Origin of the sequence: Comamonas testosteroni TK102 (assembly GCF_000739375.1) — a bacterium.
Taxonomy (GTDB): domain Bacteria; phylum Pseudomonadota; class Gammaproteobacteria; order Burkholderiales; family Burkholderiaceae_C; genus Comamonas; species Comamonas brasiliensis.
Map to the genome: position 1 here is coordinate 1,777,080 of NZ_CP006704.1, position 19,727 is coordinate 1,796,806.

General features: G+C 65.0%; 22 protein-coding genes. All 22 read right to left on the reverse strand.

What is annotated here, in order from left to right; genetic code table 11:
• Positions 1-6: 6 nt before the first annotated feature.
• The 22 genes from O987_RS07960 to O987_RS08060 all read right to left on the reverse strand — a co-directional run bounded on the left by O987_RS07960 (position 7) and on the right by O987_RS08060 (position 19,696).
• Positions 7-225: a DUF2274 domain-containing protein gene (locus O987_RS07960; protein ID WP_013721742.1), complete on the reverse strand. Its 219-nt coding sequence runs from the start codon at positions 223-225 to the stop codon at positions 7-9.
• On the reverse strand, positions 222-1,508 hold the full coding sequence (locus O987_RS07965) for a TrbI/VirB10 family protein (RefSeq protein ID WP_013721743.1): 1,287 nt from the start codon (positions 1,506-1,508) through the stop codon (positions 222-224). The genes O987_RS07960 and O987_RS07965 overlap by 4 nt, the downstream gene beginning before the upstream one ends.
• A gap of 2 nt (positions 1,509-1,510) precedes the next feature.
• Entirely contained in the window at positions 1,511-2,494 is a 984-nt protein-coding gene (trbG, locus tag O987_RS07970) for a P-type conjugative transfer protein TrbG (RefSeq protein WP_043371521.1), read from the reverse strand.
• Positions 2,491-3,195, reverse strand: coding sequence for a conjugal transfer protein TrbF (trbF, locus tag O987_RS07975; protein ID WP_024537618.1), 705 nt, complete (start codon positions 3,193-3,195; stop codon positions 2,491-2,493). The genes trbG and trbF overlap by 4 nt, the downstream gene beginning before the upstream one ends.
• Positions 3,196-3,213: 18 nt before the next feature.
• Complete coding sequence (trbL, locus tag O987_RS07980) at positions 3,214-4,578, reverse strand: P-type conjugative transfer protein TrbL (protein WP_024537619.1); 1,365 nt, start codon at positions 4,576-4,578, stop codon at positions 3,214-3,216.
• Positions 4,575-4,898: an EexN family lipoprotein gene (locus O987_RS07985; protein WP_009523295.1), complete on the reverse strand. Its 324-nt coding sequence runs from the start codon at positions 4,896-4,898 to the stop codon at positions 4,575-4,577. Before O987_RS07985 ends, trbL begins: the two co-directional genes overlap by 4 nt.
• A gap of 11 nt (positions 4,899-4,909) precedes the next feature.
• Positions 4,910-5,635, reverse strand: coding sequence for a P-type conjugative transfer protein TrbJ (gene trbJ, locus O987_RS07990; protein WP_009523294.1), 726 nt, complete (start codon positions 5,633-5,635; stop codon positions 4,910-4,912).
• Positions 5,632-8,085: a conjugal transfer protein TrbE gene (gene trbE / locus O987_RS07995; protein ID WP_043371525.1), complete on the reverse strand. Its 2,454-nt coding sequence runs from the start codon at positions 8,083-8,085 to the stop codon at positions 5,632-5,634. Before trbE ends, trbJ begins: the two co-directional genes overlap by 4 nt.
• A gap of 14 nt (positions 8,086-8,099) precedes the next feature.
• Positions 8,100-8,372: a VirB3 family type IV secretion system protein gene (locus tag O987_RS08000; protein WP_043371527.1), complete on the reverse strand. Its 273-nt coding sequence runs from the start codon at positions 8,370-8,372 to the stop codon at positions 8,100-8,102.
• Positions 8,369-8,746 (reverse strand): TrbC/VirB2 family protein, encoded by a 378-nt coding sequence (locus O987_RS08005; protein ID WP_043371530.1) that lies wholly within the window; start codon positions 8,744-8,746, stop codon positions 8,369-8,371. Before O987_RS08005 ends, O987_RS08000 begins: the two co-directional genes overlap by 4 nt.
• Complete coding sequence (gene trbB / locus O987_RS08010; RefSeq protein ID WP_043371532.1) at positions 8,743-9,777, reverse strand: P-type conjugative transfer ATPase TrbB; 1,035 nt, start codon at positions 9,775-9,777, stop codon at positions 8,743-8,745. Before trbB ends, O987_RS08005 begins: the two co-directional genes overlap by 4 nt.
• Positions 9,774-10,238: a CopG family transcriptional regulator gene (locus tag O987_RS08015; RefSeq protein WP_043371535.1), complete on the reverse strand. Its 465-nt coding sequence runs from the start codon at positions 10,236-10,238 to the stop codon at positions 9,774-9,776. Before O987_RS08015 ends, trbB begins: the two co-directional genes overlap by 4 nt.
• Positions 10,235-12,238 (reverse strand): conjugal transfer protein TraG, encoded by a 2,004-nt coding sequence (locus tag O987_RS08020; protein ID WP_043371537.1) that lies wholly within the window; start codon positions 12,236-12,238, stop codon positions 10,235-10,237. The genes O987_RS08015 and O987_RS08020 overlap by 4 nt, the downstream gene beginning before the upstream one ends.
• A gap of 236 nt (positions 12,239-12,474) precedes the next feature.
• Positions 12,475-12,744: an entry exclusion lipoprotein TrbK gene (locus O987_RS29385; protein ID WP_080731479.1), complete on the reverse strand. Its 270-nt coding sequence runs from the start codon at positions 12,742-12,744 to the stop codon at positions 12,475-12,477.
• Positions 12,707-13,696: a LysR family transcriptional regulator gene (locus O987_RS08025; protein WP_051962148.1), complete on the reverse strand. Its 990-nt coding sequence runs from the start codon at positions 13,694-13,696 to the stop codon at positions 12,707-12,709. Before O987_RS08025 ends, O987_RS29385 begins: the two co-directional genes overlap by 38 nt.
• A 258-nt stretch (positions 13,697-13,954) precedes the next feature.
• On the reverse strand, positions 13,955-15,184 hold the full coding sequence (locus tag O987_RS08030; protein WP_043371540.1) for an NAD(P)/FAD-dependent oxidoreductase: 1,230 nt from the start codon (positions 15,182-15,184) through the stop codon (positions 13,955-13,957).
• A 161-nt stretch (positions 15,185-15,345) separates the two neighbouring features.
• The gene (locus O987_RS27865; protein ID WP_235214301.1) at positions 15,346-16,002 is read right to left on the reverse strand and encodes an OmpW/AlkL family protein; all 657 of its coding nucleotides are present in this window, start codon (positions 16,000-16,002) and stop codon (positions 15,346-15,348) included.
• A 124-nt stretch (positions 16,003-16,126) separates the two neighbouring features.
• Entirely contained in the window at positions 16,127-16,987 is an 861-nt protein-coding gene (gene bphD, locus O987_RS08040) for a 2-hydroxy-6-oxo-6-phenylhexa-2,4-dienoate hydrolase (protein ID WP_043371562.1), read from the reverse strand.
• 36 nt (positions 16,988-17,023) lie between these two features.
• Complete coding sequence (bphC, locus tag O987_RS08045; RefSeq protein ID WP_043371567.1) at positions 17,024-17,905, reverse strand: biphenyl-2,3-diol 1,2-dioxygenase; 882 nt, start codon at positions 17,903-17,905, stop codon at positions 17,024-17,026.
• Between the two features lie 13 nt (positions 17,906-17,918).
• Positions 17,919-18,749 carry a cis-2,3-dihydrobiphenyl-2,3-diol dehydrogenase gene (bphB, locus tag O987_RS08050; RefSeq protein ID WP_043371569.1) on the reverse strand — a complete coding sequence of 277 codons (831 nt, stop codon included), beginning with the start codon at positions 18,747-18,749 and terminating at the stop codon, positions 17,919-17,921.
• Between the two features lie 18 nt (positions 18,750-18,767).
• On the reverse strand, positions 18,768-19,100 hold the full coding sequence (locus O987_RS08055) for a non-heme iron oxygenase ferredoxin subunit (protein WP_419177853.1): 333 nt from the start codon (positions 19,098-19,100) through the stop codon (positions 18,768-18,770).
• Positions 19,101-19,114: 14 nt separating this feature from the next.
• Positions 19,115-19,696 (reverse strand): aromatic-ring-hydroxylating dioxygenase subunit beta, encoded by a 582-nt coding sequence (locus O987_RS08060; RefSeq protein ID WP_144244909.1) that lies wholly within the window; start codon positions 19,694-19,696, stop codon positions 19,115-19,117.
• Positions 19,697-19,727: the final 31 nt, after the last annotated feature.

Sequence of the window (19,727 nt, forward strand, 5' to 3'; positions counted from 1 at the left end):
GGGCGTCTACCTTGCGTGGCGTCTAAATCCCCGGTCCCCCGCCATGAACGCCTCCAGCATATGCGGGATCAGCGTCATGGCGTCGACCGTCTCGCCATACGTCTGTGCGTGCAGCGCGGCGTAACGATCGAGGTCTGCCTTGAGGCTGCCCGAGCAAACAAAGGTCAGCTTGACGCTCTCGGTCTTGGGCAGCGGCCCGAGTCGCAGCTTGCGGGTCGTGCTCATCTCGAACTCCCCCGGTTGAAGAACAGCGGCTGATAGGGGCGGAGAACCAGGTCGCGGTTGACGATGATCCGCACCGGCAAACCCGGCCGTTCGGTCAGCGTCGGCTGGATGTTGAGGTTGCGCCGGGTCATTTCCTGTCCGACCTGGTTCACGCTGTCCTGCAAGCTGTCGCGTCCGGCGATGATGACGCGGTCGCCGTTCTGGCGGTTCCCCGGCGAGGCCAACTCGGCACCGACGCCCAGCAGCGTCGTCAGGGCGGCGCCGGCGAAGATGCGATCCCAATGCCAATCGACACCATCCTCCAGGCCGGCATAGCCGGCCGGGTCGGTGCCGGCCAGGTTGTCCAGCGTCAACGAGGACGTGTCCGGCAGAATGATCCGGTTCCACACCACCTGCACCCGGCTCTGGCCGTAGCTGACCTGGCTGTTGTAGCGCCCGAGGATGCGCGCCCCCTGTGGAATCAGCAGATGCCGGCCCGTAGCCGTGTCGTAGACAGGCTCCGTCACCGTAGCGATCACGTCGCCCGGCAAGTCCGACTTGATGCCCGTCACCAGCGCGCCCGCGATCACGGTTCCGGCCATCACCTGATACGGAGACGCCGGCAGCGCCAGGTTGCCGGAGTTGCGGGTTTCCGTAGAACCGGCTTTCAGGAACGCTTCTTTCTGGTCTTGCCGGTTCTGCACGGTCGTCGGGTCGGCGGGCTGGGCCGCCGTCGAGGCAGGCCCGGCAGCGAGAGGAGCGAAGGCCGCGAGTGTGTTTGCAACACCAGGCGCACCCGGCGCAGCTTGCGCGACCGTGGTGGCGGCCTGGCCCTGGGCGCCCGAGCGGAAGAACACCGACGAGGCCGCCGCCGCGTCCGCCTCCTTGCGCAAGGCATCTTCGGGATCATGGCCTGGCGGCGAATAGCCCGGCGTCACCGGCTGCTGCGAAGCGACGATGGCCGGGCCAAGGTCGCCGGGCAACGGCGGCCCCAGCTCGGGCACATCGGGCGGCAAGGCTGGTGGCAGCTTCGAGTAATCCGTCGGCAGCGCATCCAGTCCTTCGGACTTCGAGACGCGATCGACGTTGTAAAGCTCGGTTTGCTCGCCCGTACCGCGCCGCTGCGGTTGCAGCGACCAGATCGTGGCCCCAAGCACGGCGACCGACAGGCCGCCGACGAGGATGGCCAGCGTGCGCCGGTTCAGGCGCGTGACCGGGCGCGGCTGGGCGCGCAGCGCCACCGCCTCGGGCGCGACCTTGCCCGCCTGCGGCGTGGCGAGGTCGGGGGTGTTGTCCTGGCTCATGGTCAGTTCCTCCGTGCCACGCCATCCGTGCGCTCGATCCGCACCACGTCGCCCTTGTCACCGCCCAGGCGCAGTTCGGCCGCGCCGAACAGCCGATCCACGATGTAGTACGGCGAGCGGAAGCGGTAGTTCACCAGTTGCCCGTCGCCCTGCGCGCCGATGACAAACAGCGGCGGCAGCTCGCCTTGCGCGATGCCCGCCGGAAACTGGATATAGACCTTTTCGCCGTCATCGAACGCACGCAGCGGCTTCCAGGGCGGATTGCTGCCGCTGATCGCGTAGCGGAAGCGCAGGTTCTCCAGCGCCAGCCCGGTATCGACAGGCGCGGCGGCATTGGCCGCCTGCGCCTGACGCTGTAGCGCCAGCATCCGGTCGCGCGGATACTCCCAGGACACGGACGCCATCCACGTCTTCTCCGTCGAAGCCAGCTCCAGCAGGTACGTCCTGCGGCTGGTGGTAATGACGAGATTGGTCTTGAGGCCCGAGCGGATCGGCTTGACCAGCACGTTCACGCGCAGGTCGGCACCGCTACCGCTGGACGTGTCGCCCACGATCCAGCGCACGGTATCGCCGGCGGCCACCGTCACCAGTTCCTCGCCCGGCTGGAGCGAAACCACGGTCACACGGCCGACGGCCGCATAGACCTGATACAGCGCGCCATCGGTGAAGGGCCAGACCTGGATCGCGTTGACGTAGCCCTCGCGCGTGGGCGCAATGCGCGCCTCGGCGTTGGCGCGGGACACACGCACGGTTTCATCGGCGGGTTCCGGCGTGGGCTTGGCATCCGGCACAGGTTTCATCTGCGCCGGCATCGGCAGCACCTGCGGCACGGCCACCACTTCCACAGGCGCAGGCGGCTCCGGCAGCGGCTGCGCCTGCGCCGGCTCATCGAGCGAAATGGACGGCGGCGGCTTGCCCTGCGTGGCGCAGCCCGCGAGGGCAAGCAACATGATCGGCAAGGCGGATTTACGGAAAAGATCATTCATGGCTTTGCTCCTTCGTTTCCTTCCAGTTCGCGGCTCCACGACAGCCCGTTGACGTAGATACCCAGAGGGTTCTTGCGCACGCGCTGCTCGGTGCGCGGCGTCTGCTGCACGATGGAAACCACGGCGTTCCAGCGTTCGGTGCGATCCAGCGCGCCATTGACAAAGCGCGTCTCCGTCCAGCGCACGTTGAAAGACGTGTCGCTGGCGCGGGTCACGCTGGTGATCTGCACCGTCACCGACTCCTTGCCGATGCGCGCGAACGGATCGTTCACGCGGGCGTACTCGTTGAGCACCACGGCGCCCTTGTCAGTGGTGTAGTCGTAGGCATCCAGCCAGTTCTGCCGCACCACGATGGGGTCGATGGACAGCGAGCGCACCAGGCCGATGAAGCGGCCCAGGTGATAGGCCACCTGGGCATCGCTGGGCCGATACGGCGTAGCGGCTTCACCGACCGCGCGCACCTGGCCCGCGTTGTCCACCTCGATAACGTAGGGCGTGACGATGGACTGCGCCGAGCGCCAGACCAGCCCGCCCGCCATCAGCACGGCCAACGTGAGGCAGCCAAAGGCCATGAAGCGCCAGTTCTTGGCCTGCACGCGGGCCGAGCCGATACGGTCGTCCCAGACCTGCGCGGCGGATTGGTAGGGGGTGGCAGGCTGCGGCGTATCGGCGTAGCGCACCTGCGGTCTTTTGAATCGCATGAGGGTTCTCCTTGAAGATCAGGAATCGGAATCACGCAGGCTTGGCCCCTGGCTGGAGCTGCCGCCGTCGCCGCCGCGCAGCGTGTGGGCGGCGGTCGTGGCGGCATGGGTGAGCTGCTGCCTGCGGTGCAGGCGCTTGGCCCAAGCGGGTTGTGCGGTGGATGGGGCTGTGACGGGAGATTCGCTCGCAGCCCGTGCGGCACTGTCCCCCGACGCCGATCCGGCGTCATCAGGCCGGAAGGCGGCGGCGACGCGCTCCTTCATCGAGCGTGCGCCTTGGGCCACCTTCTGCCCGGCTGCCTGCGCGCCAGTCTTGGCGACATTGCCCACACCGGCGGCGGCGCCCTGGAGGCCGCCACCGGCCGAAGCGGAGCCCGCCTGATAGGCCGACTTGGCGCTGCTGGCGGTCGATGCCATCGAACGGGCGCCACTGACCCCTGCTTTGGCGGCTGCGGGCGCCATACGCGCTCCGGCCGCCACGGCGCCGCCGACACCCGTAGCAGCAGCGCCGACCGCAACGGCGGTTCCGGCTGCGCCGATGGCAGCACCGGCCATCGCGCCCGCGCCAAGCTGCGGGCCGCCGGACACCAGCCCGGTCGCAATGCCCGGCCCGAAGATGCCCAGGGCCAGCATGGACAGCGAGACCAGCATGATGACCAGCGCCCGGTCGATCGAAGGCTCCGAACCTGCCGGGATGTTGAACTCGGAGAACAGCCCCGAGCCGATACCGACGATGACGGCCAGTACCAGCACCTTGATGCCCGACGACACCACGTTGCCCAAGACCTTCTCGGCCAGGAATGCCGTCTTGTTCCAGAGGGCGAACGGCACCAGCACGAAGCCCGCCAGCGTGGTCAGCTTGAACTCGATCAGCGTCACGAAAAGCTGCACCGCCAGCACGAAGAAGCTGACGATGACCACCATCCATGCGAAGAACAGCACGACGATGGGCATGATGTGAATGAACACCTCGGGGAAGCCCGCCATCTCCTTGATCTGCTCAAGAATGGGCGCCCCGGCGTCGATGCCCACTTTGGCGAGCCGTCCCGGCTGCAAGAAGTTACCCATGCTCAGGGTCGAGCCGCTGGCCGTCAGGCCCAGCCCGGCGAACGAGCGGAACACGATGCTCGCCAAGGTGTTGAAGTTGCCGATGATGTAGGCGAAGGCACCGACGTACAGCACCTTGCGGATCAGCTTGGCGATCACGTCCTCGCCCTGGCCGCTGGCATGGCTCATGGCCCAGAACAGCCCGGCGAGCGTCATGTCGATGACGATCAGCGTGGCTGTGAGGAACGCCACCTCCCCGTGCAGCAGGCCGAAGCCCGAGTCGATGTAGCGCGAGAACACATCGAGGAAGCGATCAATGATCGAAATGTCATTCATGGCGAGTCCTCCTGCCCCGGCAAGGCCGCTGCCACCGCCTCGCCGTCTTCGGTGGGTTCATCGAAGCTGGCCGGAATCGGCGGCAATTCGGCCAGCGTCCGGTACTCATCAGGCCCGGCCTTGCCGGAGAAAAAGCGGCGCAGGTCGGCCTTGACCACCTGCGCGCATAACGCGCCGTCGAGCTGACCCGCGCGGCATTGCTCCTTGAGCAAGCGCAGCCGCGCCGGATGGGCCGAGAGTGCATCGACCGAAGGCACCTCCTGCTGGCCGCAACCGGCCAGCAAGAGCACGAGACCGCAGAAAGCAGGCGCGCGGGTCATGGCAACACCTGTCACCGGCCGTAGAAATCGACGGTCTGCGGCGTGTACGGCGTACCTTCACCCAGGAAACGCCGGTTCACCTCGCGGCCTCGCTCCACGGCGGCAGCCTGCCGCGCCAACTCCAGCGACGCGGCGCGATCCTGGGTGATGCTCAGGCGTTGCGTTTGGATGGACTGCTTGGCCTGCAAAGCCAGAAGCTGATTGGTGGCTTGCATGGCCTGCAAGGCGCCCACGGCCGATTGGCTCTTGCCCACGAGGTCGGCCAGCACGCCTTCGTCGTCGCTCAGGTTCTGCGACGCCTGGGCCTGCATCTGCATGGTGGTCTGCAAGCCGTTGAGCGTGTTCTTCCAGCGCTCCTGCGCGTCGCGGTACATCTGGTTGCCGCTGACGGTGGCGGCATATTGCTCGGGATACAGGCGCTGGAACTCCCGATCCAGATTCGTCACGTCGTAGGCCAGTCCTCTGGCCTGGGCGATCAGCCGCTGTGTGGTCGCCAGATTGGCGCGCAACTGGCCGACCACGCTGGACGGCAGGCTGGCGAGGTTGCGCGCCTGGTTCATCAGCATCTGCGCTTCGTTCTGGAGCTGCTGGATCTGGTTGTTGATCTGCTCCAGCGTGCGGATCGCGGTCAGCGTGTTCTGCACGAGGTTCGTGGGGTCGATCACGACCCATTGCGCATGGGCGGTGGCGGTGCAAAGCATGGCCGCGATGGCGGCGGCGATGAGACGTTTCTTCATGGCTGGTTCTCCAGGGGTTGGTCAGCGAGGGAACCCGGCGCGAGGCCGGGGAACGAGGGCAGCAGGTCGGCCGCCCAATCGAGGCCGCGATGGCGCAGCCAGGCGCCCGCGAAGCCGGGCACGCCGGCGTCGGCCAGCACCGCGTCCATGTCGCGCTGGTCTTGCGGCGTGGACGCGCCCGCGAAGGCCAGCGCCGCCGGCCCCAGGTCGAGGTCGAACAGGCGATTGCCGAGGCGCGATTGGTAGTAGTAGTCGCGCTTGGGCTGCGCGGTGGCGACGATCTCGATCTGCCGCCTGTTGAGGCCGAAGCCCTCGTAGATCGTGCGAATCTGCGGCTCGGTGGCCTGCGGGTTCGGCAGGAAGATGCGACTCGCGCAGCTCTCGATGATCGCGGGCGCGATGCTCGAATCCTTGATGTCGGCAAGGCTCTGCGTGGCGAAGATGACGCTGACGTTCTTTTTCCTGAGCGTCTTGAGCCACTGGCGGATACGCGCGGCAAACACCGGGTCATCGAGGAACAGCCACGCTTCATCGAGGATCAGCAGCGTGGGCGCCCCGTCGAAGCGTTCATCGAAGCGCGCAAAGAGGTAATGCAGCACCGCCATGACGGCGGCCTTGCTGTGCATCAGCTCCTCCATCTCGAAGCACTGCACGTCGGCCATGCCGAGCCGGTCATGGTCGGCGTCCAGCAGCTTGCCGTGGGCGCCACCCAGCACATAGGGCGAAAGCGCCTGCCGCAGCGTGTTCGATTGCAGCAGCACGGAAAGTCCCGTCATCGTGCGCTGCTCCACCGGCGCACCGGCGAGACTTCCCAGCGCCGACCAGATAGCCGCCTTCTCGTCGGGGCCGACTGCCACGCCTTCGTGCAGCAAGCGGCCTTCGATCCATTCGGCGGCCCAGGTGCGGTAGCCCTCACTGTCGATGCGCGCGAGCGGCTGGAAGGCGATTTCGCCATCCGTGCCCAGGTCGTAGTGCTCGCCGCCCAGGCCGAGGATGGCGGCCCGCATGGAACGGCCCATGTCGAAGGCGAAGATGCGCGAGCCGCGATAGCGGCGGAACTGCATCGCCAGCGTGGCGAGCAAGACCGACTTGCCCATGCCGGTCGGGCCTGCGACCAGCGTGTGGCCCACGTCGCCGATGTGCGTCACCAGCCGGAACGGCGTAGCGCCATCGGTACGTGTCACGATCAACGGTGGGCCGTCCAAATGATCGTTGCGCTCCTGGCCGGCCCATACCGCCGACACCGGCATCATGTGCGCCAGATTCAGCGTCGAGACGATGGGCTGGCGCACGTTGGCGTAAGCATTGCCGGGGAGCGAGGACAGCCACGCATCCACGGCGTTGAGCGTTTCGGGGATGGTGACGAAGCCCCGACCCTGTATGACGCGCTCCACCATGCGCAGCTTCTCGTCGGCCACGGCGGCGTCCGCGTCCATGACGGTGACGGTCGCCGTCAGGTAGCCGAAGGCGACTTGATCGCTGCCCAGCTCCTGCAAGGCAGCATCGGCGTCGGCGGCCTTGTTGTTGGCGTCGGTATCGACCAGCGGGCTTTCCTGCTGGAAGATCGTTTCGCGTAGCAGCGCGATGACGTTCTTGCGCTTGGCGAACCACTGGCGGCGCAGGCGGGCGAGTTCTCTTTCCGCCTCGGCTTTGTCGAGGCAGAGAAAGCGCGTGCTCCAGCGATACGCAAAGCCCAGGCGGTTGAGGTCGTCCAGAATCCCCGGCCAGGTCGAGGTCGGGAAGCCCCGCACCGACACTACGCGCAGGTGCTGGTCGCCCAGCATCGGCGCCAAGCCGCCGACCAGCGCGGAGTCGGTCAGCAGTGCGTCGATGTGGAACGGAACTTCGGGAACGCCGACGCGGTAGCGTCGCGTCGAGACGGTCGCGTGCAGGTAGGTCAGCATCTGGCTGTCATCGAGCCACGCGATCTCCGGCATCACGCCATCGAGCAGGTCGAAGATGCGATCCGTTTCAGCGACGAATGCGTGCAGCCGTTCGCGCCAATCCACGCCTTCGGTCGGCCGGTTTTCGTACAGCAGGCCCGCGGCGCGGGCACGGGATTCCTCGGACGGCAGGTAGGCCAGCGTCAGGTGATAGCCGCTCTCGAAGTGGTTGCCCGAATCCTCGAAAGCGGCGCGGCGTTCTTCATCGACCAGCCACGACAGCGGCTCGGGAAACTCCGAGTGCGGGTAGTCGGCGGCTGGCCGGCGCTCGGCTTCGATGAACAGCGCCCAGCCCGAACCCAAGCGGCGCAGCGCGTTGTTCAAACGCGCCGATGTGGCGATCAGCTCGCCTTGCGTCGCGCTGTCGAGGTCGGGGCCACGAAAGCGCGCCGTGCGCTGGAAACTGCCGTCCTTGTTCAAGACGACGCCCTGCGCCACCAGCCCGGCCCAGGGCAGCCAGTCGGCGAGCAAGGCCGGGCGCTGGCGGTATTCGGCGAGGTTCAGCATCGCGGCGTCCTCCCCTACACGTCCAGCAACGGGCGGTGCTTGATGTGCCGCGCGAACACGGCCATGAACTGCGGATCGACGCGCGCGCCCCACATCGCCAGCGAATGGCCGACGATCCAGAGCACGACACCGGGAATCCACAGTTGCATGCCCAGCCCGACGGCGGCGGCTAACGTGCCATTGGCGATCGCCACGGTGCGCGGTGCGCCGCCCAGCAAGATCGGCTCGGTGAGCGAGCGATGCAGCGGCACCTCGAACCCGGCCGCGAAGGTGTCCGGGCTGCTCATACGACGGCCCCGCCCGAGAAGCTGAAGAACGACAGGAAGAAGCTCGAAGCCGCGAACGCGATGGACAGGCCAAACACGATCTGGATCAGCTTGCGAAAGCCGCCCGACGTGTCACCGAACGCGAGCGCGAGGCCCGTGGCGATGATGATGATGACCGCGACGATGCGCGCCACCGGCCCTTGGATGGATTCGAGGATGGATTGCAGCGGCCCTTCCCAGGGCATCGAGGAGCCGGCGGCCTGCGCGGTGCCTGCAAGCAGCAGCATGAAGGCAGCGAGCATCAAGCCTTGCATGGCCGGGCGAGCCAGTCCATCCAGCCGTGCGGGCCGAGGAAGCGGATTTACGGAAATACGGAAAGCATCAACGTGCGTCATGGCAGTTCTCCAGAGTGGTCAGGGGACAAGGAAGAAAGGTCGGACTGCGGCAGCAGCTCGGGAAACGGCGCGTCCATCGCATCCGCCAGTCGGTAGCCCGCACCGTCGAAGCCGACGACGCGGGCGATGCTCTCGATGCGGCGCTTGCGTCCGCGCCCGGCGATGTGGATCACCACATTGACCGCTTCCGCGATCAGCGCACGGGGCGGGTTCACCGCCACTTCGAGAATCAGTTGCTCCAGACGCAGCAGCGCGCCCAACGTGGAGCCGGCATGGATCGTGGCGATGCCGCCAGGGTGGCCAGTGCCCCACACCTTGATGAGATCCAGCGCCTCGGCGCCGCGTACCTCGCCGACGACGACGCGATCCGGCCGCAGGCGCATAGACGAACGCACCAGTTCCTGCATCGACACCACGCCCGCGCGGGTGCGCAGCGGAACATGGTCACGCGCCGCGCATTGCAGCTCCACCGTGTCTTCGAGCACCAGCACGCGGTCGCCGGTGGCGGCAATCTCGGCCAGTAACGCATTGGCGAGCGTGGTCTTGCCGCTGCTGGTGGCCCCGGCGATCAAGACGTTCTGCCGCTCGCGCACGGCGCGCACCAGAAAGCCCGCCTGCGCGCTGGTCATCATCCCGTCGATGACGTACCGCTCCAACGGAATCACACCGATGGCGCGCTTGCGCAGCGCGAAGGCCGGGCCCGGCGCAGCCGGGGGCAAGATGCCCTCAAAGCGTTCACCCGTTTCGGGCAACTCGGCGGACAGCAGCGGCTGGCCGCGATGGACTTCTGCGCCGACATGAGCCGCGACCAGGCGGATGATTCGCTCGCCGTCCGCCTCGGGCAGTTCCACGCCCATCGGCGCGCGTCCACTGGAAAGCCGATCCACCCAAAGGGTGCGATCAGGATTCAGCATCACCTCCACCACGTCCGGGTCTTCGAGCGCTGCGGCGATCAGCGGCCCCATCGCCGTGCGCAGCATCTGGATGCGGCGGTCGAGCGACGTGGCGAATGACGAGGGAGTGGCGCTCATGAGGCACGCTCCTGCGCTTTGGCAACTGCCGCCGCGTCATCCATCCGCATCGGGTCGGGGTGTAGTTCCTCCACCACGTCGCGCACCAAGCTGCGCCCGCGCAACAGGTGACGGCCCAACTGCTCCACGAACTGCTCGAACCGCGCCTTGCCCTGGGCGCGCGCCGCGTCTTGGTGCGCCTCGGGAACCGGCATGCTGACCGTGAGGAAGTAGCGGATAAACAGCGCAAGCGTCTCGATCTGGATGTTTTGGTCGCGTTCCATTCGTTCGGCCTGGCGTGACAACCGATCAAGGCGCTTGGCAATTGCTGCCTCGCGCTGGTCGGCGGCATCGGGCGACAGCCACGATGCGAGCGCTGCTGCGACGATGGATGACTTGGACACGCCTTTCTTGGCGGCCAGTTCATCGAGCCGCTGGGCGTGCTCGGGCTGGATAAAGAGGTTCAGGCGGTAGTGGCTCATATCTCGATTCCGTCGCTAGGGTCGAGGGAAGCCAGCCGGGCCGTGCGTTGCATGGCCGGATCAAGCTGGCGAGGAAGGGGAAGCGGCAGGTCGTCGTCGTCATCGAGCAGGCCCAGGTCGGCAGCGGGCGCGGCCAGCTCGGGGTCGTAGGCGACGGCTTCGGAAAGTTCGGGCTGGCGGCGCGGGCCGCCGTCGTCGGCCGAAGCACCGAAGCCTTCGGCTGCATCGGCCGCAGGCGCGGCGGGCACGGCAGGAATCGCCAGGCCGCTCCAGTCGTCGGAACGCAGCGGCGGTACATCGGCATAGCCGGTATCCGCCAGGACGGGGGGCGGCAGTACACGCCGCTTGAAATTGGTGTCCGCGTAGTAGCGCAGCTTCTTGGCCTTGACCGGCGCGACGCTGGACACCATCACCACTGCCTCGTCGGGCGGAAGCTGCATGACTTCGCCCGGCGTGAGCAGCGGGCGCGCGGTTTCCTGCCGAGACACCATCAGGTGCCCCAGCCACGGTGCGAGCCGGTGGCCCGCGTAGTTGCGCTGCGCGCGCAGCTCGGTCGCGGTGCCCAGCGTCTCGGAAATGCGCTTGGCCGTGCGCTCGTCGTTCGTGGCGAACGTCACGCGCACATGGCAGTTGTCGAGGATCGAATGGTTCTGGCCGTAGGCTTTGTCGATCTGGTTGAGCGACTGCGCGATGAGGAAGCTGCGGATGCCGTAGCCCGCCATGAAGGCCAGCGCCGTCTCGAAGAAGTCGAGCCGGCCCAGGGCCGGGAACTCGTCGAGCATCAGCAGCAGCTTGTGGCGGCGTTCGATGCCATCGCTTCCATCCAGCGATTCGGTGAGCCGCCGTCCGATCTGGTTCAGGATCAGGCGGATGAGCGGTTTGGTGCGCGAAATGTCCGAAGGCGGCACCACCAGGTACAGCGATACGGGGTGCTCGGCGGAAATGAGGTCTGCTATGCGCCAGTCGCAGCGCGAGGTGACTTCGGCCACCGTGGGATCGCGGTACAGGCCGAGGAACGACATGGCGGTGCTCAACACGCCGGAACGCTCGTTGTCCGACTTGTTGAGCACTTCGCGCGCCGCGGATGCCACCACCGGATGCGGGCCATCGCCCAGGTGGGGCGTGGTCATCATCCGGTGCAGGGTCAGCTCGAACGGGCAGGCAGGGTCGGAGAGGAAGTTGGCGACGCCGCGCAGCGTCTTGTCCTCGCCCGCATAGAGCACATGCAGGATGGCGCCGACCAGCAGCGCGTGCGAAGTCTTCTCCCAGTGGTTGCGTCGCTCCAGCGCGCCTTCGGGATCGACCAGGATGTCCGCGATGTTCTGTACGTCGCGCACTTCATGCGCTCCGCGCCGCACCTCCAGCAGCGGGTTGTAGGCCGCCGACTTCGCATCCGTCGGGTTGAACAGCAGGCAATGCGAGAAGCGCGAGCGCCAGCCTGCGGTGATTTGCCAGTTCTCGCCCTTGATGTCATGGATGACCGCTGACGCAGGCCATGAAAGAAGCGTCGGTACTACGAGGCCAACGCCCTTGCCCGAGCGCGTGGGCGCGAAGGTCAAAACGTGTTCCGGGCCTTCGTGGCGCAGGTACTGGCGGTCGTGCTGGCCGAGGAACACGCCGGCCGGCTGCGTGAGGCCCGCTTTGCGAATGTCCTCCGCGTTGGCCCAGCGTGCCGAGCCGTAGGTGGTGACGAGGCGTGATTGGTGCGAACGCCAGATCGACATGCCGATGGCGACCAGCACGGCGACAAGGCCGCTGCCGCCAGCAATCGCACCGCCGATGTCGAAAACACGGGGCGCGTAGGCGTCAAAGAAGAACCACCACTCGAACAACCGCCACGGGTGGTAGACCGGCGTACCCAGGAAATCAAACCAGGGCGAGCCAAGGCGTACTTGATAACAAAGGGCCGCTGCCGTCCATTGTGTGGCTGCCCACACGCCGGCGATCACGATGCCGAATACGACGGCGATCTGACCGAACAACACGTTCGTCCCTCGCATGACCTAGCCTCCGATTTCTCCTGCGCTCATTCCTCATGGAAAAAGCGGCACAAGGACGTGCCGCAGGCATCAGGATCGGCGCTGCGTCAGTGCCGGTCAAAGACCGTTTAGGGCTTAAAGGTCGAGCAAAAAGAATGAATGAGCGCGGTGGCGAGACAAAGAAGAACGCCGCAAGCGCGGGTGCGTTGCGGCGTGTTGGGCAGAGGAATTAAAGCGGTGAGGCGATTCGCAAATAATCAGAGGTTGGGTGACTCTTTCGGTATGGTGTATTGCGTTTGTACATCGCCATAGAACCGCTTGCGTGTGGCTTCGGCGGCCCGGTTGCATAACACCTCACCCAGCTTGGAGCGTTCAGTCTTGCATTGATGTCGCAGCTTATTGAGTCGTTCCGGGTTGGCTGCCAGCTCTACCACCATCGGAATTTTTGCCTCCGGGTCAGCGACTTTTTTCTGAGCTGCCTCAGATTGGTCACATGCGGTCAATGCGGCCACCAGCACGGGCAGGATGAGTTTTCATGGCATCAGTTCCTCCGGGGGGGCCTGGGTTGTGGCCCCGCATGGGCCTGGGTGAATCGGGCGATTCAATGGCCTGAACACGTTCAATAAAGCGCATCATCACATCAGATAGATCGCCCCCAAGGTGCAGCAGGTAGGTCGTCAGCGGCGGTACACGTGATGCCAGCGGCCGGGACACAACGCCGGCTTCGTTGCTGGCTGCAATGTGTGCTGCACCAGTGAGTCCGAGCGCGAAACCCGCCGACACCAGCGCCATCATCAGGTCACAGGACGCAACCCGCTCCGCGACCAACGGCTCCACGTCGGAACGACGCAACACTCGCTCGACATGCCTGGCATGACCTTCGCAAACTTGCGGATCGCACAAGACCAGCGGGTAGCGCAGTAGCTCGTCCAGAGGAATGCGCTTGTGAGCCAGCAGCGGATGCCGTGCTGGAACCGCAACCATGAGCGCATCGCTCCAGGCGGGTATGGTGACGATGCCATCACCTACGTCTTCGAACTGCGCAAATCCCACGTCGTACAGATCGTCATGCAAACCTTTAATCTGCTGCGACAGCGGCACCTCGAAGAAGCGGATCTGGACCTCGGGTTCTTCCTGTCGGCAGAGGGCTAGTAAAGCGGGAAGGCGCGACGGCGTAATGCCGTCGGATAAAGCCACGCGCAGTTGACCATGAAATCCATTGGCCGCAGCGTTCACGCTCTCACGCGCTTGTTCTAGGGCCGCAAAAACTCGGCGCACGTGCTCCAAAAACAGCTTGCCTGCACGGGTCAGTTGTGTGCTACGCGTGGTACGCGCAAATAGCACCACGCCCAGTTCTTCTTCAAGCTCTTTGATGGCTCGCGACAACGGCGACTGCTCCATATGAAGCCGCTCGGCCGCGCGTGCAAAATGAAGTTCTTCAGCAACAGCCAAAAAGTATCGCAGGTGTCGCAGTTCCATGCATAAAGCTCCCATTTGGAGGGTACAAGGAATGCGGCAGCAGAGGTACGCCACCTGTTCATGCACCCTGTCACGAACTCTTATCGGAGCACTGCCACCAGCCACTCCGTCCGTCCTCCATCTGGCCCCAGCTTTCGATTTCTTCTGCTTTGCACTCAAATTGCCAACGATCGAAGCGCGCATGGACACACGAGATTGCGACTGCGGGGCATGTGCACTCTTGATACGCCGAGCTATGAGCACGTCATACGCAGGCATTCACGTGCCGACGGCGGCAGCGAGCTTGCGCAAATCGGTGGCCGGGTCGGCGAGCGCGGCGCGGTCGGGCTGCGCGCCGGCCGCAAGCAGCCGGCGCAACGGCGCGAAGTCGCGCGCGTTGTTCACGCAGGTGGCGCCCACGATGCGGCCCTTTTGCAGCTCGATCAGCGTGAACTTGGGCGATTCAGTGGAAAGCTCGCCGCGCACGATTTCCTCGCCGCCGCTTGCGAGCCCCGCCACCTGGATGCGCAGCGCGCCCTGGTCGGACCAGTACCACGGCAACTCCGCATACGCGGGCGCGGCCGGATCGGCCAGGTGGCGCGCCACCGCGATGGCCTGGTTTTGCGCGTTCGACCAGGTTTCGATGCGCTCGAAGCGCCCGCTCAAAGGGTTGCGCTGGCGCGTCACGTCGCCTATGGCATAGACATCGGGGCAGGTGGTGCGCCCATAGGCATCGACGAAGATGCCGTCGTCACAGGCCAGCCCGGCCGCGCGCGCGAGCGCATCGTTGGTCACCACGCCTATGCCCACGACCACCATGTCGGCTGCGATGCGCGTGCCGTCGTCGAGCAGCACGGCGCCCTCGGCAAAGCCCGTGACGCTGCGGCCGAAGCGCAAGTCCACCCCCTGCGCTGCGTGGTAGCGCGCCACGAAGTCCGAGAGCGTGGGGGAGGCAGCGCGGCCCATGAGGCGCGGCTGGGTTTCGACCAGAGTCACGTTGACACCCGCTGCGCGCGCCGTGGCCGCAAGTTCGAGCCCGATCACGCCGCCGCCCACGATCAAAAGCCGCGCCTGCGGGCGCAAACCGGCCTGGATGCGCCGCGCGTCTTCGAGTGTGCGCAGCGTGTGCACGGGCATGGGCGCGCTCTGCAAGGCCGGCAGCGTGCGCGGGGTTGCGCCCGTGGCGAGCACCAGCGTGCCGTAGGGCAGCGTGCGCCCGTCCGACAGCGTCACCGTGTGTGCCTGCGGGTCGAACGACTGCGCCGCCACGCCCAACAGCCATTCGACCTCGGGCGCGCGCATGCAGTCGAGGCGGATTTTCTCGGCGTCGCCATGGCCCATGAAGTCTTTGGACAAGGGCGGACGATCGTAGGGCGGCTCGGCCTCGTCGCCGACCACGGTGAGCGGCCCCTGGTAGCCGGCCTGGCGCAGTTCACTAGCAAAAGAGACGGCGGCCAAACCGGCACCGAGGACGACGACAGGGGCTTTCATTGCTTCTTGGGGCATCATGCAGTGGCTCGACTAATCAAAGGAAAAAGGGGCGGCCCAATTCAGCAGCAAATTGCCCGGCCGCATCACTTTGCATGCGTGTCACTGTACGCCGAACGATTACCGTACATTATCGAGCCGCTTGCATTGCAGTTCAGCAAAAATCGCTGTCCGGGCCAGAATCAGAATTGCTTGCGCACAGCCAGGAAGCTCACCAGCGGGTCCAGACGCACATTGGCCGTGACCGGTACGCCGCCCATGGTGCCACTGGCCGTGGTCTTGAGGTAGACCTTCTGCAGCGTGAAGGAGAGGCTGTAGCCGTCAGCCAAAGGCCAGTCGGCACCGACGATGAAGGCGCCGCCAAAGTTGTTGTCCACCTTGAGGTTTTGCAGTGCGCCCTCGCTGGTGCTGAATACCTTGAGGTAGCTTATACCGCCGCCGAAGAATGGGCGGATAGGGCCCCACATGCCCGGCGAGTAGCTGAGTGTCAGAATTGCCGGCCCACCTTTTACGCCACCGAGACGCCCCAAAGTCCCGAGGTTGCCAGTGCCGGACAGGTCTGTCTTGACGGGCGTGCCGATGTCCAGCCTGGCCGTCCAGTTGGGGTTAAGGGAATAAGCGATTTCCAGGCCTAGTACGGTGTCGTCGCTGGCGTTTACGCCAGCCCCCGGGACGGGCCCGCCGGCATACAGGTCGGCCTTGGTGTTGAAGTTAAAGTTCACAGCGCCCAGCGCCAGTGACCAGGGCGAAGTTGGTGCGCTCGGTGCTGTTTGTGCGTGGGCGTTGCTGACCACTGCGGCGCAGACCAACGGAAGCAGGGTGCGGAAAAAGCGTTTCACGGGTTGTCTCCTTATGTTCTGTTAAATGGACTATCTAACTTTTCTAGAGCAAAGCAGCGGCCCATTTCCCTTGCGGGAAAGCGGCCAACAGATTTGCTCCGTGCGGAAAAAAGGAAATGGGGGCTCAGCCGTTGGCTAGGAAGTCCAGCGTCAGCCGATTGAAGGCGTCCGCATGCTCCCATTGCGCCCAGTGACCACAGCGCGGGAAGACGTGCAACTGCGCATCCGGCATGTTCGCGACCAGCTTGAGGCCGTGGTCCAGCGGCACGAAGCGGTCGTCACGCCCCCAGGTGACGAGCGTCTTGGCCTTAATCTCGCCCATGCGCGGCGACACGTCCCAGGACGAAAGTGGCAACTTTTGCGAGCTCAAGAGGAAGTTCTTCAGGTGCTCGGGGTTGCGCTGGATGTTGGCCCAGCGTCCTTGCACCAGTTCGTCGGTGATCAGGCTCTGGTCGAACAGGAAGACGTTGAGCATCTGCTTGAGCGTGTCGAGCGAAGGCTCGGCGTAGAGCTTAAACAGCAGCTTGATTCCTTCCATGGGCATCGCAGTGAACAGGCTGTTGCCCAATCCGCCCGGCCCCATGAGGATGAGCTTGCCGGTGCGCTCCGGGTATTCAAGAGCAAAGTTCAGCGCGCCTGCGCCACCCATGGAATTTCCCACGAGGTGCGCTTTTTCGATGCCCAGTACATCCATCATCCCTTTGACCGAGCGCGCGTTGACTAAGCCGCGCTGCTCGTCCATCACGACGGTGTCGGACTTGTTGAAGCCCGGCGCGTCCTGAAGGATCACGCGGTAACCGGCCTTGACGAAGGGGCCGATGTTGCGGTAGTAGTTGCTCCACCCCCCCGCTCCCGGTCCGCCTCCGTGCAGCATGATTACCGCTTCGCCCTCGCCTGCATCGTTGAGGTGAATGCGGAAGTTGGAGAGGCCTTTTTCGTTGATGGTGACGAATTTGCTCGTCGTGCTTTCGTTGAGTTCTGACATGGGAATTTCCTGAAAAAACTAGATGAATGACGCGGCTCAGCGCTGGCCGCGTACCGACTTGTGACCCCACATGGCGGTGCGGTTGTGGCGCACCACCGTCCAGGAGGAATCCACCGTGCGCGGTCCCCAGCCGAACTCGACTTCGATCATGGGCGACGGCGTGTCGGCATAGAAGGAGATCGTATGGTCGTTGGTGTGACGCCCGAGCAGGGAAGTGATGCGCCCGGCCGCGTCCAGCCGATCGAAGGCATAGCCCACGTCATCGATGGTGTTGGCTTGCAGCATGAAATGGTGGATGCGCTTGGGGATTGGGAAGGCAGCCAGGGCGATCGTGTGGTGGCGCCCATTGCAGTGCAGGAAGTGCGCGGGCACGCTCATTTCCGGCCCCATCTGGATGTCGATGATGTCGGACAGCACAAAGCCCAGCACTTCGGTGTAGAACTCCATCGCCTTGGCGGTGTCGGGGACGCAGCGCACGAAATGCCCGATGCCCTGGTCGCCCGTGACGAAGCCCGACACGGGAGCGCTGGGCAGGAAGGGCTGGTCGAAGGTTTCTGCCGGGCCGTAGTAAATCTCAAGCGACAGACCGTACGGGTCTTGCAGGCACAACAGGCCCATGACTTTGCGATGCTGCATGAGCGCTTCGTCACCGCGGGTGAAGGCCACCCCTGCCTGGCGCAGCTTGTCGGCCATGCGCTCGAGCGCGGCGGCGCCATCCACTTCCAAGCCTGCGTAGGCCAGGTCGTCGAGTTCGCCCGGCTGCACGGCGATGCGCCAAGCACGCTGATCGGCCCGGTACAGCGAAGCGTCGCCAGCCGAACCCGAAGCCATCAAACCCACGCTCTTGGTCAGAAATTGGTCCCAGGCGGGTACATCCTGGACGGCGAAGCCGAGGTAGCCCAAACGTTCGATGCTCATGTCTTCTCCTTGGTTATGAAAGCTGCAGTTTCTGCGGCAGGTCTTTGCCGCCAGCAGCATCGAAAAAGCCGCGCACGCCCATGCCACCGTCATGGTTCAGCAGAGCGCCCGTGGTGGGGAAGGTGTCGCCGCGCGTGGCAAAGAACACATAGGCCCCGGTGTATTCCGCGGCCACGGGCATGCGGCCCACCGGCAGCACCGAGGCCAGCATGTCGCCCAGCGGCACGCTGGAGATGGCCTGGTTGGCCATGCCCAGCGAGGCCGGGCCACGCAGGTCGGTGCTCATGCCGCCGGGCGCCACACCGTTGACGCGCACGTGCGGGGCCAGTTCGAAAGCGAGTTCGCGCACCATGCCCACGACGGCATGTTTGGTGGCGGTGTAGAGCGGGCCGCCGCCATTGGGGTAGAAGCCGGCGTTCGAGATCGTGAAGACCACGCTGCCGCGGCTTTGCACCAGCGCGGGCAGGCAGGCCTTGACGGCCAGCAGATAGCCTTTGACGTTGATGTGGAACACCTCGTCGAAGGCGGCATCGATCTTGTCGTCGGGGATGTCGACCAGTGGCATCGAATAGTCCCAGATGCCCGCGTTGGGGATCAGGCAGTCGATCTTGCCGAAGGCAGCAACGCATTCGCGCGCGGCCTTCTGGTGGTCGGCCAGCACGCGCACATCGCCTTCGATGCCAAGCACCTTGGCGCCGTGCGCGGCCTTCAACTCCTGGAGCCTGGCGGCCGACTTGTCGAGCACGGCCACGCGCGCGCCTTCGGCGACGAAGCGGTCCACGATGGCGCGGCCCAGGCCCGAGCCGCCGCCGGTGACCAGGGCTACTTCATTGGTGAGTTGCATGTTGTTCTCGCTTTTGGTTCAGGTATGCAGCGCGGCTGCGGAAAAATTGACCAGCACGTCCTGCCCTTCTATGCGGATCGGATAGACCTTCAAAGGCTCGCAGGGCGGGGGCGATTTGACCTTGCCTGTACGCACACAAAACTTTCCCATGTGCAGGGAGCACTCCACGACATCGCCGTCGAGGTAACCACCTTCGGCCAGCGACCACTCTCCGTGGGTGCACTGATCCTGCGTGGCAAAAAACTCACCCTCGACATTGAAAATCGCCACCTTTTGCGCGTCATGACTGACTTGCAAGGCTTCTCCGGGCGGAACATCGTCCACGCTGCAGGCTTTGGTAAACGCCATCATGCTGGTTCCTCCGCTCAGAAAAACACGCTGAGGTTGTTCGCCAGAATCGTGCTCTGGTCGATCAGGATGGTGCGGCGCGCAATCTTGAAGCCCAGGCCGTTGTTGGCGCGGCGCAGCACGTCGCGGCGTTCGCCCGCAAAAATGTCCATTTGCCGCTCATTGCGGTTGCGGTAGAGCAAAAAGGCGGAGGCCACTTCGAGCGTGCCGGGCGTGTCGGTTTCGCGCACGATCACGTTCGAGACGATATGCCGGGTACGCGACAGCGGCTCTTCGGCCCAGTTCAGGTCGGAGGTGCGCTGGCGAATGCGACCGCGCATCATGTCGTAGTCTTCGTCGAAGTGTGCATGTGAGCCGGCAGGAACGTATTCCTTGTGGCTGTCGCGCTTATGAAGCGTGGTGCGGATGGGCATCCAGTAGTGAATGTCCTGTTCGAGCAACTCGAACCAGGCTGCGAAGTTGTGGTGGTCCAGCAACTGGGCTTCGCGGTAATAAAACTGTTCAACCTCATGTTGCAGTTGTGGACTTACGGGCTGGGCGGACCACGCAAATTCCTTGATCAGTTCGGCCGTACTCTGGGCCATGGCGACAGCTGTCATGTGGTATCTCCTTGAAGGATTTTTCGTGGAC

Bases quoted from the DNA above. Each gene is read 5' to 3' on its own strand.
- O987_RS07960 (WP_013721742.1), bottom strand. From the start codon at position 225: ATGAGCACGACCCGCAAGCTGCGACTCGGGCCGCTGCCCAAGACCGAG.
- O987_RS07965 (WP_013721743.1), bottom strand. From the start codon at position 1,508: ATGAGCCAGGACAACACCCCCGACCTCGCCACGCCGCAGGCGGGCAAG.
- trbG (WP_043371521.1), bottom strand. From the start codon at position 2,494: ATGAATGATCTTTTCCGTAAATCCGCCTTGCCGATCATGTTGCTTGCC.
- trbF (WP_024537618.1), bottom strand. From the start codon at position 3,195: ATGCGATTCAAAAGACCGCAGGTGCGCTACGCCGATACGCCGCAGCCT.
- trbL (WP_024537619.1), bottom strand. From the start codon at position 4,578: ATGAATGACATTTCGATCATTGATCGCTTCCTCGATGTGTTCTCGCGC.
- O987_RS07985 (WP_009523295.1), bottom strand. From the start codon at position 4,898: ATGACCCGCGCGCCTGCTTTCTGCGGTCTCGTGCTCTTGCTGGCCGGT.
- trbJ (WP_009523294.1), bottom strand. From the start codon at position 5,635: ATGAAGAAACGTCTCATCGCCGCCGCCATCGCGGCCATGCTTTGCACC.
- trbE (WP_043371525.1), bottom strand. From the start codon at position 8,085: ATGCTGAACCTCGCCGAATACCGCCAGCGCCCGGCCTTGCTCGCCGAC.
- O987_RS08000 (WP_043371527.1), bottom strand. From the start codon at position 8,372: ATGAGCAGCCCGGACACCTTCGCGGCCGGGTTCGAGGTGCCGCTGCAT.
- O987_RS08005 (WP_043371530.1), bottom strand. From the start codon at position 8,746: ATGACGCACGTTGATGCTTTCCGTATTTCCGTAAATCCGCTTCCTCGG.
- trbB (WP_043371532.1), bottom strand. From the start codon at position 9,777: ATGAGCGCCACTCCCTCGTCATTCGCCACGTCGCTCGACCGCCGCATC.
- O987_RS08015 (WP_043371535.1), bottom strand. From the start codon at position 10,238: ATGAGCCACTACCGCCTGAACCTCTTTATCCAGCCCGAGCACGCCCAG.
- O987_RS08020 (WP_043371537.1), bottom strand. From the start codon at position 12,238: ATGCGAGGGACGAACGTGTTGTTCGGTCAGATCGCCGTCGTATTCGGC.
- O987_RS08025 (WP_051962148.1), bottom strand. From the start codon at position 13,696: ATGGAACTGCGACACCTGCGATACTTTTTGGCTGTTGCTGAAGAACTT.
- O987_RS08030 (WP_043371540.1), bottom strand. From the start codon at position 15,184: ATGATGCCCCAAGAAGCAATGAAAGCCCCTGTCGTCGTCCTCGGTGCC.
- bphD (WP_043371562.1), bottom strand. From the start codon at position 16,987: ATGTCAGAACTCAACGAAAGCACGACGAGCAAATTCGTCACCATCAAC.
- bphC (WP_043371567.1), bottom strand. From the start codon at position 17,905: ATGAGCATCGAACGTTTGGGCTACCTCGGCTTCGCCGTCCAGGATGTA.
- bphB (WP_043371569.1), bottom strand. From the start codon at position 18,749: ATGCAACTCACCAATGAAGTAGCCCTGGTCACCGGCGGCGGCTCGGGC.
- O987_RS08055 (WP_419177853.1), bottom strand. From the start codon at position 19,100: ATGATGGCGTTTACCAAAGCCTGCAGCGTGGACGATGTTCCGCCCGGA.
- O987_RS08060 (WP_144244909.1), bottom strand. From the start codon at position 19,696: ATGACAGCTGTCGCCATGGCCCAGAGTACGGCCGAACTGATCAAGGAA.